Below are 22382 nucleotides of genomic sequence, written 5' to 3' on the forward strand. Positions count from 1 at the left end.
TCAGTCTCCGTTCGATTCGTCGGCTGCGCGGGCGGCGTTCCGCCGGTCGAGAGCAGCCCCCTTGATCGTCGCATATGCGTACATGCCCCCGAAAACCAGCGCCACGATTCCCAGCGCGGGCACGAGGAACACGCCGAGAGCCAGGATGACCTGGAGCGCCCAGCCCAGCACGATGCCCCACCGGTGCCGGAGCACCCCGGACGTGAGGATCATCACGACGGCGAGCACAGCTCCAGCGACGACCCCCCACCAGTCCGGGATGCCGTCGGGGAGAACGCCCAGTCCGTAGACCGTGAGCCCGCCGAGGAAGACGACGATCGACTCGAAGCCGAGCACGACCGATCCGAGGGACTCGGCGGCCCCGCGACGACGGCGCTCGCGCGCCCGGCTCACGCCTGCCATCCCGACTTCCAGTCCTCCGCGCCGGCGAGGGCGATCGCCTCTCCGGCGAGCACGACGGAACCCGCGATGACGACCGCGCGACGCTCCGCGGCCGCAGCCCACTCGCGTGCGGCCTCGGCCGCCTCGACCAGGTCCCGGTGCTCGGTCACACCGAGTCCGCGATCCTCCGCCAGGTCGGCGACGAGGGTCGGCTCCGAAGCGCGCTCCGAGTCCGGTGCGGTCGCGAACACGTGCGTCGCGACCGGCGCGAGGGCGTCGACGATCCCGGAGGCGTCTTTGTCGCCCAGCACACCCAGCACGACGCCCCACTCATCGAAGTCGAACGATTCGCGCAGCGCCGCGGCGAGGGCGGCGGCCCCGTGCGGGTTGTGGGCACTGTCGACGAGGACGGTGGGGCTGATGCCGAGGAGTTGCAGCCGACCGGGAGACGTCACCGCGCCGAGGCCATCCGCCACCACCTCCGCGTGCAGCGCCTGGTCCTCGGCCCCGATGAGGGCCTCCACTGCGGCGACGGCCAGAGCGGCGTTCTCCGCCTGGTGCGAGCCGTACAGCGGCAGGTAGAGCTCCGGGTACTCCCCCGCCCGGCCACGGACGCTGATCTGCTGCCCGCCCACGGCGAGACTGTGCCCCGACAGGCCGAAGTCATCTCCGGCGAACCCGACGGTCGCGGCGACCTCCGCCGCGCGCGCGCGGATCTGCGCAGCAGCCTCGGGGGTCTGCACCGCCGAGACGACTGCCGCGCCGGGCTTGATGATCCCTGCCTTCACCGCAGCGATCTCGGCGATCGTCTCCCCGAGGCGATCGGCATGGTCGAGAGCGATGGGCCCGATGACCGCGACGTCGCCGTCGGCGGTGTTGGTGGAGTCCCACGACCCGCCCATACCCACCTCGATGACGGCGACATCGACCGGCGCGTCGGAGAACGCGACGAATGCAAGCACGGTGAGCAGTTCGAAGAACGTCAGCGGTGCGTCGCCTGCGGCATCCAGCTCCGAATCCACCAGATCGACGAACGGCGAGATCTCCTCCCATGCGTCGGCGACGGCTGCGTCGGCGATCGGCTCGCCGTCGATGAGGATCCGCTCGGTGAACCGTTCGAGATGCGGGCTGGTGAAGAGCCCGGTGCGCAAGCCGTGTGCTCGAACGAGGCTCTCGATCATGCGGCTGGTGGACGTCTTGCCGTTCGTGCCCGTCACATGGACGACGCGATAGGTGCGCTGCGGATCATCGAGCAGCTCGAGGACGCGCCGCGTACGTTCGACGCGCGGCTGCACCCACTGCTCCCCCTGACGCTGCAGCAGCGCTGCATAGACGGCGTCCGCCCGGGCCTGATCGGTCATGCGTTCTCTCCTGTCAGACGGGTGACGCTCACGGTGAGGCCGGCCTGGTTCGCGTAGGTCTTGGCGGCGACGACGGCCTCGAAGTCGGCGCTTCCCTCGGCGGCGAGCTCCGCGGATGTCGCGAGGGTCTGCGACCGGGACCGCACCGCCCATTCGCGAGCCAGTGTCTCGCCCGCGACATCAGCGGCCTCGAACGCCGATGCGACCGCGGCGGCGTCATCGTCGGAGTCGAAGGTGAGTCCGAGTCGGATGCGGTCGCTGACCTCGAAACCGGCGGCCTTGCGCGTGTCCTGCACGGCCCGGATGACGTCGCGGGCCAGCCCCTCGGCTTCGAGCTGCGGCGTGGTCGTGGTGTCGAGCAGAACGAATCCGCCGCCGGACAACAGTGCGATCGCCGTTCCCTCGGCCACACCGCCCGCCTCGAGCGTCAGCTCGTACTCCCCGGGTTCCAGAGCGATCCCGTCGACCGTCACGACACCGTCCTGCTCGCTCCACAGGCCTGCCCGGGCACCCGCGATGACGTGCTGCACCTGCTTGCCCAGGCGTGGTCCGGCCGCGCGGGCGTTCACCGAGAGGCGCTGGCTGATGCCGTACGAGGCCGCGAGGTCGTCCGAAAGCTCGGCCACAGCGACATCCTTCACGTTGAGCTCGTCGCGGAGGATGTCGGCGAACTGCTCCAGCGACGCCGCGTCGCTCGTCGCAACCGTGAGCTGAGGCAGGGGCAGGCGCACGCGCTTGCCCTCCTTCTTGCGCAGAGCGTTGGCCACTGATGAGACCTCGCGGACGGCGTCCATAGCCGAACGGATGTCGGCTGCCGGCGCGAACTCGTCTGCGTCCGGCCAGTCCTCCAGGTGGACGCTCCGGCCGCCGGTGAGGCCCTGCCAGACGCGCTCGCTCACGAGGGGCAGAAGCGGCGCCGCGACCCGGGTCAGCGTCTCGAGCACCGTGTAGAGGGTGTCGAACGCCTCGGTCGACGCATCGTCGCCCGGCACGACGCCCACCCAGAAGCGATCGCGGGAGCGGCGGATGTACCAGTTCGTGAGCGCTTCGGCGAAGTCGCGCAGCTTGGCCGCGGCCATCGTGGAGTCGAGGGCCTCCAGGTCGGCGGCGACATCGCGCACCAGGTCGCCGGTCAGCGCCAGGATGTAGCGGTCGAGCACGTTCGTGGAGTCGGTCCGACGCCGCGCCTCGTACCCGGCCCCGCCCTCACCGCCGGCCGCGTTGGCGTAGGTGGCGAAGAAGTACCAGGTGTTCCACAGCGGAAGCAGGAACTCCCGCACGCCCGCCCGGATGCCCTCTTCGGTGACGACGAGGTTGCCGCCGCGGAGCACCGACGAGCCCATCAGGAACCACCGCATCGCGTCGGAACCGTCGCGGTCGAAGACCTCGGACACGTCCGGGTAGTTCCGTAGCGACTTCGACATCTTCTGACCGTCGCTGCCGAGCACGATGCCGTGGCAGGCGACGCCCGAGAACGCCGGCCGGTCGAACAGGGCGCCGGAGAGGACGTGCATGACGTAGAACCAGCCGCGGGTCTGTCCGATGTACTCCACGATGAAGTCCGCCGGAGCGTGCTCGTCGAACCACTCCCGGTTCTCGAATGGGTAGTGCACCTGTGCGTACGGCATCGACCCGGAGTCGAACCACACGTCGAAGACGTCCTCGATGCGGCGCATCGTCGAGCGGCCGGTCGGGTCGTCGGGGTTCGGACGCGTGAGGTCATCGATGAACGGCCGGTGCAGGTCGACCTCGCCCGCCTCGTTGCGCGGCAGGCGACCGAAGTCGCGTTCGATGTCGGCCAGCGAGCCGTACACGTCGGTTCGCGGGTACTCGGGGTCGTCGCTCTTCCAGACCGGGATCGGCGAGCCCCAGAAGCGGTTTCGGCTGATCGACCAGTCGCGCGCGCCCTCGAGCCACTTGCCGAACTGCCCGTGCTTGACGTTCTCGGGTGCCCACGTGATCTGCTCGTTGAGTTCGAGCAGGCGGTCCTTGATCGCCGTGACGCGCACGAACCAGCTCGACACCGCCTTGTAGATCAGCGGATTGCGGCAGCGCCAGCAATGCGGGTACGAGTGCTCGTAGCTCGCTTCGCGAAGCAGACGTCCCTCGGCCTTCAGCAGGCGGATCAGCGGTCGGTTGGCGTCCATCCACAGCTCGCCCGCGACATCCGCGACCTGGGGCAGGAACCGTCCGCCGTCGTCGAGGCTCATGATCAGCGGGATGCCGGCAGCGGCCGTGACGCGCTGGTCGTCCTCACCGTAGGCCGGAGCCTGGTGGACGATTCCCGTGCCGTCGGTCGTCGTGACGTAATCATCGACCAGCACGCGCCACGCCGACCCCGTTCCCCAGGTCTCGGCATCGGCGTAGTAGTCGAAGAGCCGGTCATACTGCACGTCGGCGAGCTCGCGGCCGACGACGGTCCGCTCGACCGCGGCGCGCGCCTCGTCGACGTCGCCGTAGCCGAGGTCCTTGGCATATCCGCCGAGAAGGTCTTCAGCGAGCAGGTAGCGATGGGCGTCGGCCTCGGCGCGGTCCTCGTGGACGTCGGCAGCGCCGGCCGGGCCGCCGGGCAGCACGACGTAGCGGATGTCCGGGCCGACGGCGAGGGCGAAGTTGGTCGGAAGCGTCCATGGCGTCGTCGTCCAGGCGAGGGCACGGACGCCGGTGAGTCCGAGCGTCTCGGCCTTCGCGCCGACGAAGGGGAAGGTGACGGTGACGGAGGGGTCCTGTCGCATCTTGTAGACGTCGTCGTCCATGCGCAGTTCGTGATTCGACAGCGGAGTCTCGTCGCGCCAGCAGTAGGGCAGCACCCGGTAGCCCTCGTAGGCGAGGTCTTTGTCCCACAGCTCCTTGAACGCCCAGAGCACCGACTCCATGAAGCCCGTGTCGAGCGTCTTGTATCCGCGCTCGAAGTCGACCCAGCGCGCCTGCCGGGTGACGTAGTCCTCCCACTCGCGTGTGTACTCGAGCACCGACGAGCGCGCCTTCTCGTTGAAGGCGGCGATGCCCATCGCCTCGATCTCGCTCTTCTCGGTGATCCCGAGCTGCTTCATCGCCTCGAGTTCCGCGGGCAGCCCATGGGTGTCCCACCCGAAGACGCGGTCGACCTTCTTGCCGCGCATCGTCTGGAACCGGGGGAAGACGTCCTTCGCGTACCCGGTGAGCAGGTGCCCGTAGTGCGGCAGGCCGTTGGCGAAGGGCGGGCCATCATAGAAGACCCACTCGGGTGCGCCCTCGCGTTGCGTGATCGAGGTGCGGAAGGTGTCGTCGCGTTGCCAGAACGCGAGCACCTCGCGCTCGAGGTCGGGAAAGCGGGGGCTCGGCACGACGCTGTCGGCGGCGGGGCCGAAAGCAGAGGACTTCGGATAGGTCATGGCTTCTCTCGCAGGGTCGGACTTCCTGCGAGGACGATCGTGCGACCGCGGTACCACCCCGCTTGCCCCGGAGGGCCACTCTCCCAGCGGCTGTGACGGGCCTGCCCCGCTCGGTTCTACTGAGCGGATGACCGCCGTTCTTCCGAGAGCTCCCCGGTGATGGCCGGATCGGTGCTGATGACCCCATCATACCGTCGGCATACGCTGATCGTATGGCCCGTCCGCGTACCCGTCCCGCACCCCCTCGCGTCAGCGACCCCGATCTGCCGCGTCATCTCGAGCCCGCCACCCTGTCGCGGCACGGCGATCTCGTCGAGGTCTCCGTCTCGGTCGGTGGCGGCTCGGTGGACGGCGCCCACGCGCGACTGAGCGAGAGCGTCGTCGAGCCCGGTGCTCCTGAGCGGCTCGATCTCACCGGCGCGGTCCTCAGCGACGTCGTCATCCGCGATCTCGCGACCCCCGAGCTGCGCGTCGGCGACGGCACCTGGCGCACCGTGACCCTCATCGGAGGGAGGATCGGCACACTCGACGCGCAGCGGGCTCGCTTCGACGGCGTGATCCTGCGCGGCATCCGGATCGACTACCTCTCGGTTCCGGCCTCGACGCTGCGCGACGTGGAGATCATCGATTGCCGCATCGGCACGCTCGACGCTCCCGGCGCGCTCCTGGAACGAGTGCGATTCGCGAACACCACGGTCGACGAGTTCGACACCCGGGCGCTCTCCAGCACCGACCTCGATCTCCGCGGTCTCGAGGCGCTCGCGTTCACCGACATCCGGGCGCTTGCCGGCGCCACCGCATCCCGGCGCCAGATCGAGGTGCACGCCGCCGCGTTCGGCGTTGCTCTCGGGTGGGACGTCCGCGACGACGACTCCGCCGGGGACTCGCACCCGTGATCGCTCGAACGGAGCGCCTGGTGCTCCGTCCGATGACCGAGGACGACCTGGGCCCCCTTCGCGAGATCCTCACGGACCCTGTCGCGATGACCGCCTACGAGGGGCCGTTCGACGACCACGAGAGCGCGCAGTGGCTCGCACGCAACCTCCAGAGATACGACGAGGACGGATTCGGCCTGTGGGCCGTCGATCTTCCCGGCGCCGGGATGATCGGGCAGTGCGGCATCACACGCCAGTACGTGGGCGACGAGCAGGTGCTCGAGGTCGGGTACCTGTTCCAGCGGGCGCACTGGCATCGCGGGTACGCGACCGAGGCAGCCACGGCGGCGCGCGACTGGGGATTCCGCGAACTCGGCGCACCGGCGATCTGGGCCAAGGTGCGCGACACCAACATCGCATCCATGAACGTCGCCATCCGGCTCGGGATGACGGTGCGCCGCCGGTTCATGGTGCACTACCGCGGCGTCGACATGCCGCATCTCGGCTTCGCCGTCGACCGCTGACGGCGGCTCATCAGGTCACCGCCCAGGCCTCGCCTCGCACTTCGGCCAGCGGCGAGGCCTCGAGGAGCCGCGAGACGGGGCACCGATCGTGCGCCGCAGCGGCCAGCTGCGAAGCTCCGCTCTCGTCCAGGCCCTCGCCCGACACGAAAGCCGTGGCGACGAACTCGTAGCCCGGGCGCTCCTCGGCATCGCGCAGGGCGACCTCGACCCGCACCTTCGTGCGGTGGCGGCCGGCGACGATCGCCTGAGCCGTGGCGTTCAGACAGGTCGACCACGCCAATGCCAGCAACTGCTCCGGATTGCTCGCGTGGGTGTCGTGGCCCGGCTGCAACGGGTTGGAGACGGCGACCTCAACGCCGTCCGGCACGCGGCTCACCCCCGTTCCGCCGTCGTCGTTGAGCGCGGAGGTGCGGTATCGGATGACCATTCGTCGACTATAGTTGAACGTCGTCCAACTATCAGAGGATGCCGCGTGCCACCGACCGACGATCCGATCACCCTCAGCGGGGTCGGCGTCACGTACTCGGGCGGAGCTCGTGCGCTCGTCGACATCGATCTCGCTGTCACGTCCGGCGAGATCTTCGGAGTCATCGGTGAGAGCGGCGCGGGCAAGAGCACCCTCCTGTCGCTCCTCACGGCCGAGGTCGGGGCGACGGCGGGCACGGTGCGGGTCCTCGGTCACGACCCCGCGGGACTCAGCCGAGCGGCGCTGCGCGGCCTGCGTCGGCGCATCGGGGTCGTGTTCCAGGGGGTGCACCTGCTCGCGAACCGCACCGTTCGCCAGAACGTCGCGCTGGCGCTCGACCTGCGCGGCCCCCGTGGGCGCGTACCGGCGAGCGAGCGACGCGGTGCGGTCGACGACATGCTCGGCTTCGTGGGTCTCGCCGGCCGCGAGGACGCCTATCCCTCGCAGCTCAGCGGTGGCCAGCGCCAACGGGTCGGCATCGCCCGAGCCCTCGTCGCTCGCCCCGACATCCTTCTGTGCGACGAGCCGACCTCATCGCTCGACGCCACGACCACGGACGGCGTGCTGACGCTTCTTCGCGAGGCTCGTGACCGATTCGGCACGACTGTCGTCGTGGTGACCCACGATCTCACCGTCGTCCGGCGGATCTGTGACCGCGTAGCTCTCTTCGAGGACGGGCGCCTGCGGGAGATCCTGTCGGTGGAGCCGGACGCGGGGTTCGCAGAGGAGACCTACCTCGATCGGGCGCGGCGGGAGCTGGGCGCGTGACCGGCCTCGGCGAATCGCTCGGGCGCCGGGGTGAGGATCTGCTGGAGGCGCTCGGGGAGACCGGCTACATGCTCGTCGTCTCGCTCGCAGCTGCTGTGGTGCTCGGGCTCCCGCTCGGCATGCTCGTGTACCTGACGCGCCGGGGCGGCACTGCACCGAACCGTGTCGTGTGGTGGGTCGGGAACCTCTTCATCAATATCGTGCGGTCCTTCCCGTTCCTGCTGCTCGTGGTGTTCCTCATCCCGGTGACCCGGCTCGTCTACGGGACCACGTTCGGCACCCCGGCGGCCACGTTCTCCCTCTGCTTCGTCGCGGTCGCGATCTACGCACGACTGGTGGAGCAGATCCTGCGGGAGATCAACCCCGGCATTCCTCGTGTCGCCCGCACGATGGGGGCGACACTCCCCCAGACGATCGTGCGCTTCCTCCTGCCGGAGGCCATTCCCGGCCTCGTCTACGCGCTCACCTCGGCCACGATCAGCCTGCTGTCGTACTCCACTGTGCTCGGAGTGGTCGGCGGTGGCGGCATCGGCGACTTCGCGCTCCGCTATGGCTACCAGGAGTACGACTACCCACTGATGTACTTCACGATCGCGGTCATCCTCGCCGTCGTGCTGATCGTCCAATCGATCGGTCACCGGCTGTCCGTCCGCCTCGACCACCGTTGACCCTCATCCATCCGCTCTCACGAGGAGAACCCATGCCCCTTCGCACCCTTCGCACCCGCATCGCCACGGCGGCTGTCGCCACCCTGGCGGCTGCCGGGCTCCTGGCCGGCTGCGCCGGTTCGCCCGGCGACGCGGATTCCGCGGTCACGACACTGCGCGTGGGCGCGGTGACCGCCCCGGCCACCGACATCGTCGAGGCTGCCGGAGCGGCGATCGCCGACGGGTACGAGATCGAGCTCGTTCCGGTGTCGGACTACGTCACGATCAACAACATGCTCGCGGCCGGCGACATCGACGCCAACTTCTCGCAGCACGAGCCGTACATGACGGAGTTCAACGAGAAGAACGGCGCGTCGCTCGAGGCCGTTCAGCCCGTCTACAACTTCGTCATCGCGTTCTACTCCAAGACACTGCGCGACATCGACGAGCTCACCGACGGTGCCACGGTCGCCATCCCGAACGACTCGTCCAACACCGCACGGGCGCTCAAGCTGCTGGCCGACGCCGACATCATCGGCCTCGCCCCCGGCGTCGACCCGTACGCCGCCAAGCTCGACGACGTGGCGGAGAACCCGAAGAACCTCCAGTTCCTGTCGCTGGAGATCAACCAGCTGAACACGGCGTACGACGAGGCGGACCTGGTGTTCCAGTGGCCCTCGCACATCGCCGCGCTCGGCCTCACGCCGCAGGACGACGGTCTGCTCACCGAGCTCGACGACCGCTTCGCACTTCAGCTCGTCGTCCCCTCGGCGGAGGCGGACTCTCCGGCGACTCGGGCGTTGATCGACGCGTTCACGAGCGATGAGGTGCGCAAGGTGATCGAGGGCAACGCCACGATCGAGGCCGCCTTCTGACGCCGGGGGGTGGGGCACCAGCGCGGCGCCCCACCCCCGGTAGACTCGGAGGACGCACACTCAGGCACGCTCACACAGTGCCGCACATATCGTCGAGGAGTTCCCATGACAGCGCACATTCCCGAGAAGCCCGCTCTGGAAGGCCTCGAGCAGAAGTGGGACGCCGCGTGGGCCGAGCAGGGCACCTACCTCTTCGACCGCGCCCACGCCGCTGAGACGGGCCGTGGCGGTGTCTTCTCCGTCGACACGCCGCCCCCCACGGCATCCGGGTCGTTGCACATCGGTCACGTCTTCTCGTTCACCCACACCGACCTCAAGGTGCGGTTCGAGCGCATGCGCGGCAAGAGCGTGTTCTACCCGATGGGCTGGGACGACAACGGCCTCCCGACCGAGCGCCGCGTTCAGAACTACTACGGCGTGCGCTGCGACCCGACCCTCCCCTACGACGAGTCGTTCGTACCGCCGTTCGAAGGCGGCGACAACAAGTCGAGCCGTGCCGCCGATCAGGTGCCCATCAGCCGGCGAAACTTCATCGAACTCTGCGAGAAGCTGACGATCGAGGACGAGAAGCAGTTCGAGTCGCTCTTCCGGCAGCTCGGCCTCTCCGTCGACTGGACCCAGACGTATCGGACGATCTCCGACGACACGATCCGCATCAGCCAGCTCGCGTTCCTGCGAAACCTCGACCGCGGCGAGGCCTACCAGGCCCTCGCCCCCACGCTCTGGGACATCGACTTCCGCTCTGCCATCGCGCAGGCCGAGCTCGAGGATCGCGAGCAGCAGGCGTCGTACCACCGTGTCGCGTTCCACAAGACCGACGGCAGCGGCGACATCCACATCGAGACGACGCGACCCGAGCTGCTGCCGGCTTGCGTCGCACTCGTGGCCAACCCGGATGACGAGCGCTACCAGCCCTATTTCGGCAAGACGGTCCGCACGCCCCTCTTCGACGTCGAGGTGCCGGTTCTGGCGCACCACCTCGCGCAACCCGACAAGGGCTCGGGAATCGCGATGATCTGCACGTTCGGTGACGTGACCGACATCATCTGGTGGCGTGAGCTGGATCTGCCCAACCGCACGATCCTGGGACACGACGGCCGCATCATCGCCGACGCTCCCGAGGTCATCGTCACCGACTCCGCACGCGCGGCCTACGCGGAACTCGCGGGCAAGACCGTCTTCAGCGCGAAGAAGCGCATCGTCGAGCTGCTGCAGGAGTCCGGCGAGCTGCTCGAGGTGTCCAAGCCCTTCAGTCACCCGGTGAAGTTCTTCGAGAAGGGCGACCGTCCACTCGAGATCGTCTCGACGCGCCAGTGGTACCTGCGAAATGGTGCGCGCGATGAAGAGCTGCGTTCCCGCCTGATCTCGCTCGGCCAGGAGATGTCGTGGCACCCCGACTTCATGCGGGTGCGTTACGAGAACTGGACCAACGGCCTCACCGGCGACTGGCTCGTCTCGCGTCAGCGTTTCTTCGGTGTGCCGATCCCGATCTGGTACGCCCTCGACGAGAACGGCGAACGCGATTACGACCGCGTCATCACCCCCGACCCATCGCAGCTCCCGATCGACCCGACCACCGATGTCCCTGCGGGCTACACCGCAGACCAGCGAGGCGTGCCGGGCGGTTTCGACGCGGAGCGCGACATCTTCGACACCTGGGCGACGTCGTCGCTGACGCCGCAGCTGGCCGGCGGATGGCAGCGCGACGAACAGCTGTGGCAGCTCGTGGCCCCCTTCGACCTGCGTCCCCAGGGACAGGACATCATCCGCACGTGGCTGTTCTCCACGATGCTCCGCAGCGCACTCGAGGACGGCCGCGCGCCGTGGTCGGATGCCGCGATCTCCGGCTTCATCGTCGACCCCGACCGCAAGAAGATGTCGAAGTCGAAGGGCAACGTGGTCACCCCCGCCGACATCCTCGCGCAGCACGGCACGGACGCGGTGCGTTACTGGGCCGCTTCGAGTCGCCTCGGCTCCGACGCCGCGTTCGACCCCCAGAACCCGACGCAGGTCAAGATCGGGCGCCGACTCGCGATCAAGGTGCTCAACGCCGCGAAGTTCGTGCTCTCGTTCCCGGTCCCCGAGGGGGCCGCAGTGACTCACGACCTCGACGCCGCCATGCTGGCCACGCTCGACCGGGTGATCGTCGACGCCACTCGCGCGTTCGAGGCCTACGACCACGCTCGCGCACTGGAGATCACCGAGGCGTTCTTCTGGACCTTCTGCGACGACTACCTCGAGCTCGTCAAGGAGCGCGCCTACGACCGTTCCGACGAGGGACAAGCGTCGGCGGCACTGGCGTTGCGTCTCGCCCTCTCGTCGCTTCTGCGTCTGCTCGCGCCCGTCCTCGCCTTCGCGGCGGAGGAAGCATGGTCGTGGTTCGAGGAGGGCTCCGTGCACACGGCCTCGTGGCCCGAGGCCAGCGGCATCGATGGCGACCCGGCCGTCCTCACCACCGCCAGCGCCGCGCTCATCGGCATCCGACGGGCGAAGACGGAGGCCAAGGCCTCGCAGAAGACCCCCGTCTCCGTTCTCTCGCTCCGCGCGGATGCCGCGACGATCGAGCGCCTGCGTCGCGCCGAGGGCGACCTGAAGGCGGTCGGACGCATCGCCGAGCTCGATCTCCTCGAGGGCGACGGCGACCTGGTCGTGGAGCGCGTCGAGCTCGCGCCGCAGGAGGTCTGAGGTGCGCTTGGGAACGCGGTGGACGAGCGGCGACGAACCGCCGGCCTCGCTGCCCGCCGCATTCCGTGATCAGATCCACGCGGTCGATCGCGTGCTCGACGTCGATCCCCGCCCGAAGTGGACTCTGACCTGGCTCGAGGGACGCCCCGTGGCCGAGCTCGAGACCGGTGTCGTGGTCTCACTCGACGCCGCGGGCGAGCCCGTGGTGGGTCAGATCGACGACGACACGTTCTGATGCCGCAGGTTTCTCCCGTCGCTCACTCCGAGACGGCGGGAGAGACCTGTGCGGACGCGGATCGGATGAGGCGCGTGCAGATCGTCGTCGCGACGAGACACACGATCCCCGCCGTGATGAAGGGCAGTCGCAGGTCGAGAGACGCGACCAGACCGCCCAGAACCGTGGCCACCGGGAAGAGGCCCCACGTGAGTGTCCGGATGATGCCGAGAGTGCGTCCGAACAGGTCCGGCGGGATGATCTGCTGTCGCAGCGCACCCCAGGGTACATTCCACAACGACACCGCGAAGGCCATTCCCGCGTAAGCCACGATCGCCACCACGAGGTTCGGGGCGAAACCCACCCCCACCATGCACACCGCGGCGGCCAGGTTCGCGCCCCACATCACATTGCCACGCCCAAACCGGCTCACCAGGCGCGCCGCGAGGAGCGAGCCCGCGAGTGCGCCTACGCCGACGCCCGCCGTGACGAAACCGATGGCGATCTCGGGGAGGCCGTGAACGTCGAGGAAGTACAGCAAGGTGGGCGCCTGCGCGAAGGCGAACGCGCATCCGACGACCGAGGTGAACACGACCAGGGCGCGCAGGAAGCGATGGCGCCAGAGGTACCGTAACGCGTCGCGCGCGGGAACCGGTGCGGCGGGCGCTGCGGGCAGGGGCTCCGGAACAGCGCCGGCGACGACCTCGCCCCGGTCGCCGCCGACGACGGACGACGAGCGCGACCGCGCCGCGGCCACCGGGAGCAGGAGCGCAAGGGCGATCGGGACGATGTACCCCGCGGCGCCGAGCCACAGTGGCAGTCCGAGAGACACGGCGAAGAGGACCCCGGCGACCGGCTGTGCCAGAAAGCTGTCGATCGTGATCTGCGCGGCTTGAATCCGACCGTTCGCACGATCGAGCTGGTCGCGGGCGACGACACTCGGGATGACCGCGTTGGTCGCGTTGTCGAAGAGCGTCTCACCGAACCCGAAGACGAGGGTGCCCACCAGGAGCCAGGTGACATCGAGACCGCCGGCGACCGTCAGCACCGCGAGTCCGACCGCAGCGAGGCCGCGCACCGTGTTGGCGAGAGCCATGACGCGACGACGATCGAAACGATCCACGATCATGCCTGCCGGGACGCCGAAGACCAGCCAGGGGACGAATGCTGCTGCGCCGAGCAGGGAGATCAGCAAGGGGTCGCGCGTGAGGGTCGTCGCGATGAGCGGGACGGCGGTGCGTCCGAGACCGTCAGCGAGATTGCTGAACGCGGCGGCCGTCCACAGCCGCGAGAAGTCGCGCCCGAGCGGGCGGGCCGACGGCGGCGTGAGGGTCGAGGAGGCGGTGATGACGCTCATGATCAGTCGCTCTCGGTGGTGATCGGGAATGCTTCGGCGCGCAGCGACACGATCCGGCGGGACGGGGTCGGTTCGGCGCCCGGGGCGATGCGGTACTCGTCGACGACGTCGTCGATGACGCGCTGGATCCGGGCATTGACCTCGCCGAGCTGCTCGACCGTCAGCGAGACGGTGGCCGAGGTGATCAACGCCTTCTCGGCCCACGGATCGAGCTCGTCTCGCAGAGTGGTTCCGACGAAACGCATGAGCTGGTCGTGGCGGCGATCGAGGAACTCCCCCATCACGACCTGGGTCGCCGCGCGTCCCGCGGGGGTGCGCATCGTGTCGGGCCCGGGAAATGAGACACCTCCGGTGGGACGCTCCCACCAGCGCTCTCGCGCGGTGCCGCGCTCGGGAATCTCGCGGATGAGGTCGTGCTTCGCAAGCGCGCGCAGGTGGTAGCTGGTCGAACCCGACGACTCCCCCGTCATCGCGGCCAAGGAGCTGGCCGTCTGAGGGCCCTGCTGACTGAGGATGTCGTACAGACGCACGCGCACGGGGTGAGCGAGCGCCCGAAGCGCTCCGGAATCGAGGGTGCGGATGTCGCGGCGGCCCGGCGCCTCGTCCTGCTTGTTGGTCATGGATCCAAAGGTATCTTTGCAAGCAGTTCTTTGCAACATGTTCTTTGCGAATCGACGTAGGCTGGGGGGATGCCGGCATCCTCGAACCCGCTTCTGACCTCACCGACGCTCCCCTGGGGGCTCCCGGACTACCGCGACATCTCCGTCTCCGATTACCTCCCCGCGTTCGCAGAGGCGTTCGATCAGCAGCGCTCCGAGATCGACGCCATCGCCGGCAGCGCCGAGCCGCCGACGTTCGAGAACACCGTGGCGGCTTGGGAGAAGAGCGGCGAGCTCCTCGGCCACGTCGCCCGCACCTTCTACACCGTCAGCTCCGCCGACGCGACGCCGGCGGTGCAGGAGGTCGACGAACGGCTCGCGCCGATGATGTCCGCGCACTCCGACGCGATCCTGCTCGATTCACGGCTGTACTCCCGGATCGAACGCTTGTACGGTGCGCGTGCCGACCTGGGGCTGACAGACGAACAGCGTTACCTGCTGGAGCGGAGGTTCGTGCAGATGACCCACGCCGGCGCGGGGTTCGACGCGCCGGCCAAGCAGCGACTGACGGAGCTCAACCGCCGGCTCTCCGTACTCACCACGACCTTCGAGAAGAATCTTCTCGCCGACACCAACGATCTCGCCGTCGTCTTCGAGACGCATGAAGAGCTCGATGGGCTGAGCGACGGCGAGCTCTCCGCCGCCGCACGCGCCGCCGACGATCGAGGTCTTCCCGGCGCCTTCGTCATCACGCTGACGCTCTTCACAGGGCACCCCGCACTTGCGTCCCTGACGAATCCCCGATCCCGCCAGCGCATCCTCGCCGCATCGCGGTCGCGTGGCTCGAGAAGCGGACCCCACGACAACCGCCCCGTGCTGCTCGAGATCGTGAGGCTTCGCGCCGAACGCGCCGAGTTGCTCGGCTTCCCCTCGCACGCGGCGTACGTCACCTCCGATCAGACGGCCGGCAGCCCGGAGGCCGTTTCATCGCTTCTCCGCAAGCTCGCGGCGCCCGCCGCACAGAATGCACAGCGTGAGAAGCATGCGCTCGCGGAGATCCTCGACGGGGAAACGGTTGGGGCCGCCGACTGGGCCTATGCGACGGAGCGCGTGCGTGCCAGCACCCTCGACATCGACACGACGGCGCTCCGCCCCTGGTTCGAGGCCGAGCGAGTGCTGCGCGAGGGGGTCTTCTTCGCGGCCACCCGGCTCTACGGCATCACCTTCCGCGAGCGCGACGACCTGCCCGCTTATCACGACGGCGTCCGTGTCTTCGAGGTCACGAACGAGGACGGTTCGCACCTCGGCCTGTTCATCCTCGACCTGTACACCCGCGACACCAAGCGTGGCGGGGCTTGGATGAACTCGATCGCGTCGCAGTCCGAACTGCGCGGTACGACACCGATCGTCGTCAACAACCTCAACGTGCCCCAGCCCGCTCCGGGGACCCCCACGCTGCTGACGCTTGATGAGGTCACGACTCTCTTCCACGAGTTCGGACACGCGCTGCATGGGCTGTTCGCCGCGGTGACGTACCCGACGTTCGCCGGGACCAACGTCTTCCGTGACTTCGTCGAGTTTCCCAGCCAGGTCAACGAGATGTGGATCTACCACCCCGAGGTGCTCGCCAACTACGCACGGCATGTCGAGACCGGCGAACCGCTCGCGTCGGAGATCGTTGCGCGCCTCCAGGCCTCGGGCACCTTCAACCAGGGATTCGCCACCAGCGAGTACCTCGCGGCCGCATGGCTGGACCTCGCATGGCACTCGCTCAGTGCCGACGAGGCAGCCGCGGTCACCGACGTCGCCGCCTTCGAAGCCGCGGCGCTGGCCGACATCGGACTCGACGACCCGGCGGTGCCGACACGCTACTCGTCGACCTACTTCGCCCACATATTCTCGGGCGGCTACAGCGCGGGGTACTACTCCTACATCTGGAGCGAGGTCCTCGATGCCGACACCGTCGAGTGGTTCGAAGAGAACGGCGGACTGACCCGTGCCAATGGCGACCGCTTCCGCGAGCGGCTGCTCGGCGTCGGAGGCTCGAAGGACCCGCTCGAGGCATACCGTGACTTCCGGGGGCGTGACGCCCGCATCGAGCCGCTCCTCGCGCGCCGCGGCCTCAGCGCCTGAATCGCATCATTCACGCGGGATCCACCGGTGGGAGCGGGGCATTGCCTCCACCGGTGGGCCTGACGTCGTAGACCAGGCGCGCGAACGCCCCCACCTGCTCGACCGATCGCAACGCGAGCCGGTTCGATTCGACGCGGCGCGGAAGCAGGGGCGATCCGCGACCGAGCGTCACGGGTGCGAACGACACCGCGATCTGATCGAGCGCGTTCGCATCGAGGAACTGCCCCGCCAGGTCTCCCCCGCCGACGACCCAGATGTCGTGTTCACCGGCAGCCGCTCGGATGCGCGGGAGGACATCCGCGACCGGTCCGGAGACCAAGGTGATGTCCGCGCCAGCAGGGCGGGGCAGATCGCGCGAGGTGAAGACGAACGTCGGCCGATCGCCGTGGAACTCCTGCCACCGGTCGGGATGTGCGAGCAGATCGGACTCGGCGAGAAGCCATTCGTATGTCGTCGACCCTTCGACCAGCACGCCGGCATCGGCGGGAACCAGTCTCGCGTCGGGCTCGTCGCCCCCATCGACCGCGAAGAGCCAGGAAAGCGAGTGGCCGGCGTCGGCGATGAAGCCGTCGAGCGAGCTCGCCGTATCGAAGAGGATGCGTTGCATGACGCGATGCTATGCCGTACGTCCGACACCACCACGGCGGTGCGTGACCGCCGGTGATGTCAGGCGCTCTTGCGCTTCTGGCGAAGGACGAGCGTCGGGGCGGCGCCTTCGTCGACGGCAGCCCGGGTGACGATGACCTTGTCGACGTCATCGGCCGAGGGGATCTCGAACATGATCGGTCCGAGGACGTCTTCGAGGATGGCGCGCAGGCCGCGGGCACCCGTCTTGCGGGCGACGGCGAGGTCAGCGATCGCACGCAGTGCGTCGTCTTCGAACTCGAGCTCGACGCCGTCGAGCTCGAACATCCGCTGATATTGCTTCACGAAGGCGTTCTTCGGACCGGTGAGGATCTCGATGAGCGCTTTCTGGTCCAATGGCGCGACCGACGTGACGACGGGAAGACGGCCGATGAACTCGGGGATGAGGCCGAATTTGTGCAGGTCTTCGGGCTCGACCTCGCGGAAGAGGTCGAGCTGCTTGTCCTTCTCCTGCAGGGGCGCGCCGAAGCCGACGCCGTGCTTGCCGACCCTCGAGGAGATGATCTCTTCGAGCCCGGCGAAGGCGCCCGCCACGATGAAGAGGACGTTCGTCGTGTCGATCTGGATGAACTCCTGGTGCGGGTGCTTGCGTCCGCCTTGGGGCGGAACCGACGCGACGGTGCCCTCGAGGATCTTGAGGAGGGCCTGCTGCACGCCCTCACCCGAAACGTCGCGGGTGATCGAGGGGTTCTCGGCCTTTCGCGCGATCTTGTCGACCTCATCGATGTAGATGATGCCGGTCTCGGCGCGCTTGACGTCGAAGTCGGCCGCTTGCAGCAGCTTGAGGAGGATGTTCTCGACGTCTTCGCCGACATAACCGGCCTCGGTCAAGGCGGTCGCATCGGCGACCGCGAAGGGAACGTTGAGGCGCTTCGCGAGAGTCTGAGCGAGATAGGTCTTGCCGCAGCCCGTGGGGCCCAGCAGGAGAATGTTGCTCTTGGCGATCTCGACGTCGTCCGCGCGCTGTTCGGCCGGCTGGAGTGTCGAGTGTGCGCGCACGCGCTTGTAGTGGTTGTAGACGGCCACGGAGAGGGCGCGTTTTGCCGGGTCTTGGCCGACGACGTACTCCTCGAGGAAGGAGAAGATCTCGCGCGGCTTCGGAAGATCGAACTCGGCGACAGATTCGTCGCCCGACTCGGCCATGCGCTCTTCGATGATCTCGTTGCACAACTCGACGCACTCGTCGCAGATGTAGACGCCGGGTCCTGCGATCAACTGCTGGACCTGCTTCTGACTCTTTCCGCAGAACGAGCACTTGAACAGGTCGGCACTCTCACCGATGCGAGCCATGTACCCCTCCTGGATGCCGGAATCCATCGCTCCCCTGAGAGCGTGGTGCTCCGAGCCTAACCTCTCCCGCGGACATCACCGCGGATTTGCGCGGCGTTCGATTCGAACGGCCGCAATGACACGTATGGCCCCGGCTCGATGCCGGGGCCATACGACGTGAGCTCGCGTGTCAGGACGTGATCGCCGCGGGGGTGCGCTTGCGCGACGTCAGCACCTGGTCGACGATGCCGTACTCCATCGCCTCGTGCGCCGAGAGGATCTTGTCGCGGTCGATGTCCTTGTTGACCTGCTCCTGCGTACGGTTCGTGTGGCGTGCCATCGTCTCCTCGAGCCAGGTCCGCATCCGAAGGATCTCGGCGGCCTGGATCTCGATGTCGGATGCCTGCCCGTGGCCGGCCTCGCCGACAGCGGGCTGGTGGATCAGGATCCGGGCGTTCGGAAGCGCCAGACGCTTGCCGGGCGCACCGGCCGCGAGCAGCACCGACGCCGCCGAGGCGGCCTGACCGAGCACGACCGTCTGGATCTGGGGCGACACGTACTGCATGGTGTCGTAGATCGCGGTCATGGCCGTGAACGATCCGCCGGGCGAGTTGATGTACATGATGATGTCGCGGTCGGGGTCCTGCGACTCGAGCACGAGCAGCTGGGCCATGACGTCATCCGCCGACGCGTCGTCGACCTGTACGCCGAGGAAGATGACGCGGTCCTCGAACAGCTTGTTGTAGGGGTCCTGGCGCTTGTAGCCGTAGGCGGTGCGCTCCTCGAACTGCGGCAGGATGTACCGGCTCGAGGGCATCGCAGCGCCGTGGGGAAGGCCGAAGGCGGGTGTGTTCATCGTTGTCTTTCTCCTCCGGTCGATCAGTTCTCGGTGCCGCCGCCACCGACGACGTCGGTGGCCGACTCGCGGATGTGGTCGACGAAACCGTACTCGAGGGCCTCCTGCGCGGTGAACCACCGGTCGCGGTCACCGTCGGCGTTGATCTGCTCGACCGACTTGCCTGTCTGCGCCGCGGTGATCTCGGCGAGTCGGCGCTTCATGTCGAGGATCAACTGCGCCTGCGTCTGGATGTCGCTGGCTGTTCCGCCGAAGCCGCCGTGCGGCTGGTGAAGCAGCACCCGGGCGTTGGGGGTGATGTAGCGCTTGCCCTTGGTGCCCGCGGTCAGCAGCAGCTGTCCCATCGAGGCGGCCATGCCGATGCCGACCGTGACGATGTCGTTCGGCACGAACTGCATCGTGTCGTAGATCGCCATGCCAGCGGTGATGGATCCGCCGGGCGAGTTGATGTAGAGGTAGATGTCCTTCTCGGAGTCCTCGGCGGCGAGCAGGAGGATCTTCGCGCAGATCTCGTTCGCGTTCTCGTCGCGCACCTCCGACCCGAGCCAGATGATGCGGTCCTTGAGCAGTCTGTCGAAGACGCTTGTTGCGATGAGGGGGTCAGCCATGTGTGCTCCTGATCCGAAGTTTCGTGACGTGTCGAATCTACCGACGCCGCCACGTGCCCCCGACCGTGTTCGCCGTGGGCATAGCCGTGTCATCGCAAAAGGGGCGGACGCCGCAGCATCCGCCCCTTTTGCCGGTCAGACGACCGCCGGGATCAGAGGATCACTCGGCGGCAGCCTCGTCGTCGGCCTTCTTCTTGGCCGGGGCCTTCTTCGCCGGCGCCTTCTTGGCCGGGGCCTTCTTGGCGGGAGCCTTCTCGTCCGCTGCCGGAGCCTCGTCCGCGGCATCCGCCTTCTTCTTGGCGGGAGCCTTCTTGGCGGGAGCCTTCTTGGCCGGAGCCTTCTTGGCGGGCTTCTCCTCCGCCTCGGCGGCGTCGGCGTCGGCCGCGGCGTCAGCGATCTCCTGCGCCTCCTCGACGACCTCGTCGGCGGCCGTCTCTTCGCCTTCGACCGTGATGAAGCCGGTCAGGTCGACCGGCTTGCCGTCGGTGTCGACGACCGTGACCTTGCCCAGCGCGACCGCGAGGGCCTTGTTGCGTGCCACCTCGCCGACCATCACGGGAAGCTGGCCGTTCTGCTGGAGCGCGTTGACGAAGTCCTGGGGCGCCATGCCGTACTGCGCGGACGCCTGGATGAGGTACTGCGTCAGCTCGTCCTGCGAGACCTGCACCTCGTGGGCCTCGGCGATCTTGTCGAGCACCATCTGCGTGCGGAACTGCTTCTCGCTCGCCTCGGTCACCTCGGCACGGTGCGCATCGTCTTCCAGGCGACCTTCGCCCTCGAGGTGAGCGTGCACCTCGTCCTCGACGAGTCCGGCCGGCACGGGGATCTCGATCTTCTCGAGCAGCGCGTCGACGAGCTTCTCGCGCGCAGCGGCGCCCTGCGTGAACAGACTCTGCTGCGAGACGCGCTCGGAAAGGCTCTCGCGCAGCTCGGCGATGGTGTCGAACTCGCTCGCCATCTGGGCGAAGTCGTCGTCGGCCTCGGGGAGCTCGCGCTCCTTGACGGCCTTGACGGTGACGGCCACCTCGGCCTCTTCGCCGGCGTGGTCGCCGCCGACGAGCTTCGAACGGAACGTGGTGTCCTCACCGGCGGTGAGCGACTCGATGGCCTCGTCGATGCCCTCGAGCAGTTCACCCGAGCCGACCTCGTACGACACGCCCTCGGCCCGGTCGATCTCGGTGCCGTCGATGGTCGCGACGAGGTCCAGCTCGACGAAGTCGCCCTTCGCGGCCGGGCGGTCGACCGTGACGAGCGTGCCGAAGCGGCCGCGCAGGCGGTCGAGCTCCTCATCGATGGCGGCGTCGTCGGTGGCGACGGGCTCGACCTCGATGGTGATGTCCTCGTAGGCGGGCAGCTCGAACTCGGGACGGACGTCGACCTCGACCTCGACCTTCAGGTCGCCCGAGAAGTCCTTGTCGCTCGGCCAGTCGACGACCTCGGCCGACGGACGGCCGAGAACACGGAGCTCGTTGGCGGCGACCGCTTCGCGGTAGAAGCCGTCGAGGCCCTCGCTGACCGCGTGCTCGATGACCGCACCGCGGCCGACACGCTGGTCGATGATGGGAGCGGGCACCTTGCCCTTGCGGAAGCCGGGGATCTGCACGTCCTGAGCGATGTGCTCGTACGCGTGGGTGATGCTCGGCTTCAGCTCGTCCGGGCTGACCGTGATGTGGAGCTTCACCCGCGTGGGGCTGAGCGTCTCGACGGTGCTGGTGACCATGCCTGTCGTTCTCCTTTATCCGGCCGCGCACATGCGCGTCCGTTCGGTGGTCTGGGTTCGTGGGGCCGTTGTCGGGGCGACAGGATTTGAACCTGCGGCCTCCCGCTCCCAAAGCGGGCGCTCTACCAAGCTGAGCTACGCCCCGGGCGCGCAGCACACGTGCGTCGGAAAACGGCCGTGGTCAGTCTAGCCGACGGAGTCCGCTAGACTGATCGGGTTGCCGCGTGCGGGGCATTGCCCTCAGTATGGTGGTGATCCTCATTCGATTTCGGTCGAATGCGGGGCTGTAGCTTAGTGGTAAAGCCTCTGTCTTCCAAACAGATGATGCGAGTTCGATTCTCGTCAGCCCCTCCATCGCTCCTCCTCGTCGGCGTACGAGGAGGAGTTCCTCATTCGGCCGCGATTGCGGAGTGATCGTCGCGAAGCTGCACATATGTCGCAGCGTTCCGGCCCAGCCCGCTCCGCTCGTCCTGCGTGAGGGCTCTCCGGACTCTCGCGGGAACGCCGGCGACGAGCGAGCCGGGCGGGATGACCGTGCCCTCGAGCACGACGGCTCCCCCGGCGACCAGCGATCCGGTTCCGATCACCGCACCGCTGAGTATCGTGCTGTTCATCCCGATGAGGCAGCCGTCCTCCACGGTGCAGCCGTGGACGACCGCGTTATGACCGATCGAGACATCGTCTCCGATGCGCGCGGGCGACGAAGCGTCGACGTGGATCACGACCCCGTCCTGCACGTTGCTCCGGTCGCCGATCTCGATGCGCGAGCGGTCGCCGCGGATCACGGCGTTGTACCAGACGCTCGACTGCTCGCCGATGACCACATCGCCCACGAGCCGCGCGCCATCCGCGACGAACACCGTCGGATGAAGGCGGGGTCGCCTTTCTCCCAGCGGCAACAGAGATGCGGTGGAGGCGACGCTCATGGCCACACGTTACCCCTGGTGAGCCCAGCCTTCTCTTGCTTGCGGAATGTTCCGGCGTGAGTAGCGTTTGGACAGATGCAGGCCACGACCTGCCAGAAG

At 68.1% G+C, this 22382-nt stretch carries 20 protein-coding genes and 2 tRNA genes; 9 read left to right on the forward strand and 13 right to left on the reverse strand.

The genetic code is table 11. The features are described from left to right. Genes DEU36_RS01575 through ileS form a run of 3 tightly spaced genes read right to left on the reverse strand, consistent with a single transcriptional unit; the run spans window position 1 to window position 5116 of the window. On the reverse strand, window positions 1–402 hold the full coding sequence (locus DEU36_RS01575; protein ID WP_120262627.1) for a DUF4233 domain-containing protein: 402 nt from the start codon (window positions 400–402) through the stop codon (window positions 1–3). Next, window positions 390–1742: a folylpolyglutamate synthase/dihydrofolate synthase family protein gene (locus tag DEU36_RS01580; protein WP_120262628.1), complete on the reverse strand. Its 1353-nt coding sequence runs from the start codon at window positions 1740–1742 to the stop codon at window positions 390–392. The genes DEU36_RS01575 and DEU36_RS01580 overlap by 13 nt, the downstream gene beginning before the upstream one ends. After that, window positions 1739–5116: an isoleucine--tRNA ligase gene (ileS, locus tag DEU36_RS01585; RefSeq protein WP_120262629.1), complete on the reverse strand. Its 3378-nt coding sequence runs from the start codon at window positions 5114–5116 to the stop codon at window positions 1739–1741. Before ileS ends, DEU36_RS01580 begins: the two co-directional genes overlap by 4 nt. A 212-nt stretch (window positions 5117–5328) precedes the next feature. Here ileS and DEU36_RS01590 point away from each other — a divergent pair, with 212 nt between their 5' ends. Then, on the forward strand, window positions 5329–6012 hold the full coding sequence (locus tag DEU36_RS01590) for a hypothetical protein (protein ID WP_120264303.1): 684 nt from the start codon (window positions 5329–5331) through the stop codon (window positions 6010–6012). Further along, entirely contained in the window at window positions 6009–6515 is a 507-nt protein-coding gene (locus tag DEU36_RS01595) for a GNAT family N-acetyltransferase (RefSeq protein WP_120262630.1), read from the forward strand. Before DEU36_RS01590 ends, DEU36_RS01595 begins: the two co-directional genes overlap by 4 nt. A gap of 10 nt (window positions 6516–6525) precedes the next feature. On the opposite strand, the gene DEU36_RS01600 is transcribed toward DEU36_RS01595, so the two are convergent. Further along, window positions 6526–6942, reverse strand: coding sequence for an OsmC family protein (locus DEU36_RS01600; protein ID WP_120262631.1), 417 nt, complete (start codon window positions 6940–6942; stop codon window positions 6526–6528). 45 nt (window positions 6943–6987) lie between these two features. Here DEU36_RS01600 and DEU36_RS01605 point away from each other — a divergent pair, with 45 nt between their 5' ends. The 5 genes from DEU36_RS01605 to DEU36_RS01625 all read left to right on the forward strand — a co-directional run bounded on the left by DEU36_RS01605 (window position 6988) and on the right by DEU36_RS01625 (window position 12191). Beyond that, window positions 6988–7749, forward strand: coding sequence for an ATP-binding cassette domain-containing protein (locus tag DEU36_RS01605; protein WP_120262632.1), 762 nt, complete (start codon window positions 6988–6990; stop codon window positions 7747–7749). Next, complete coding sequence (locus DEU36_RS01610) at window positions 7746–8417, forward strand: methionine ABC transporter permease (RefSeq protein WP_259455169.1); 672 nt, start codon at window positions 7746–7748, stop codon at window positions 8415–8417. Before DEU36_RS01605 ends, DEU36_RS01610 begins: the two co-directional genes overlap by 4 nt. A 32-nt stretch (window positions 8418–8449) precedes the next feature. Further along, on the forward strand, window positions 8450–9271 hold the full coding sequence (locus DEU36_RS01615; RefSeq protein WP_120262633.1) for a MetQ/NlpA family ABC transporter substrate-binding protein: 822 nt from the start codon (window positions 8450–8452) through the stop codon (window positions 9269–9271). A gap of 105 nt (window positions 9272–9376) precedes the next feature. After that, window positions 9377–11956, forward strand: coding sequence for a valine--tRNA ligase (valS, locus tag DEU36_RS01620; RefSeq protein WP_120262634.1), 2580 nt, complete (start codon window positions 9377–9379; stop codon window positions 11954–11956). A 1-nt stretch (window position 11957) separates the two neighbouring features. Then, window positions 11958–12191, forward strand: coding sequence for a hypothetical protein (locus tag DEU36_RS01625; protein WP_120262635.1), 234 nt, complete (start codon window positions 11958–11960; stop codon window positions 12189–12191). Between the two features lie 22 nt (window positions 12192–12213). Here the strand turns inward: DEU36_RS01625 and DEU36_RS01630 are convergent, their stop codons facing one another. Next, on the reverse strand, window positions 12214–13527 hold the full coding sequence (locus DEU36_RS01630; RefSeq protein WP_120262636.1) for an MFS transporter: 1314 nt from the start codon (window positions 13525–13527) through the stop codon (window positions 12214–12216). Between the two features lie 2 nt (window positions 13528–13529). Beyond that, window positions 13530–14147, reverse strand: coding sequence for a helix-turn-helix domain-containing protein (locus tag DEU36_RS01635; RefSeq protein ID WP_120262637.1), 618 nt, complete (start codon window positions 14145–14147; stop codon window positions 13530–13532). 69 nt (window positions 14148–14216) lie between these two features. On the opposite strand from DEU36_RS01635, the gene DEU36_RS01640 reads away from it, so the two are divergent. After that, on the forward strand, window positions 14217–16259 hold the full coding sequence (locus tag DEU36_RS01640) for a M3 family metallopeptidase (RefSeq protein ID WP_120262638.1): 2043 nt from the start codon (window positions 14217–14219) through the stop codon (window positions 16257–16259). Window positions 16260–16269: 10 nt separating this feature from the next. Here DEU36_RS01640 and DEU36_RS01645 read toward each other — a convergent pair whose 3' ends face one another. The 6 genes from DEU36_RS01645 to DEU36_RS01670 form a co-directional block, all read right to left on the reverse strand. Continuing rightward, the gene (locus DEU36_RS01645) at window positions 16270–16866 is read right to left on the reverse strand and encodes a dihydrofolate reductase family protein (RefSeq protein WP_120262639.1); all 597 of its coding nucleotides are present in this window, start codon (window positions 16864–16866) and stop codon (window positions 16270–16272) included. A gap of 59 nt (window positions 16867–16925) precedes the next feature. Then, window positions 16926–18194 carry an ATP-dependent Clp protease ATP-binding subunit ClpX gene (gene clpX, locus DEU36_RS01650; RefSeq protein ID WP_120262640.1) on the reverse strand — a complete coding sequence of 423 codons (1269 nt, stop codon included), beginning with the start codon at window positions 18192–18194 and terminating at the stop codon, window positions 16926–16928. A 169-nt stretch (window positions 18195–18363) separates the two neighbouring features. After that, window positions 18364–19029: an ATP-dependent Clp protease proteolytic subunit gene (locus DEU36_RS01655; protein WP_023950830.1), complete on the reverse strand. Its 666-nt coding sequence runs from the start codon at window positions 19027–19029 to the stop codon at window positions 18364–18366. A gap of 23 nt (window positions 19030–19052) precedes the next feature. Further along, window positions 19053–19637, reverse strand: coding sequence for an ATP-dependent Clp protease proteolytic subunit (locus tag DEU36_RS01660; protein ID WP_023950833.1), 585 nt, complete (start codon window positions 19635–19637; stop codon window positions 19053–19055). Window positions 19638–19797: 160 nt separating this feature from the next. Further along, the gene (gene tig, locus DEU36_RS01665; protein WP_120262641.1) at window positions 19798–21357 is read right to left on the reverse strand and encodes a trigger factor; all 1560 of its coding nucleotides are present in this window, start codon (window positions 21355–21357) and stop codon (window positions 19798–19800) included. Window positions 21358–21428: 71 nt separating this feature from the next. Beyond that, window positions 21429–21502 (reverse strand) — tRNA-Pro (locus DEU36_RS01670). A gap of 135 nt (window positions 21503–21637) precedes the next feature. Between DEU36_RS01670 and DEU36_RS01675 the strand changes: the two genes are divergently transcribed. After that, window positions 21638–21711 (forward strand) — tRNA-Gly (locus DEU36_RS01675). Between the two features lie 35 nt (window positions 21712–21746). Here the strand turns inward: DEU36_RS01675 and DEU36_RS01680 are convergent. Next, on the reverse strand, window positions 21747–22283 hold the full coding sequence (locus DEU36_RS01680) for a gamma carbonic anhydrase family protein (protein WP_120262642.1): 537 nt from the start codon (window positions 22281–22283) through the stop codon (window positions 21747–21749). Between the last annotated feature and the right edge of the window lie 99 nt (window positions 22284–22382).

This window comes from Microbacterium sp. AG238 (assembly GCF_003610405.1).
GTDB lineage: Bacteria > Actinomycetota > Actinomycetes > Actinomycetales > Microbacteriaceae > Microbacterium.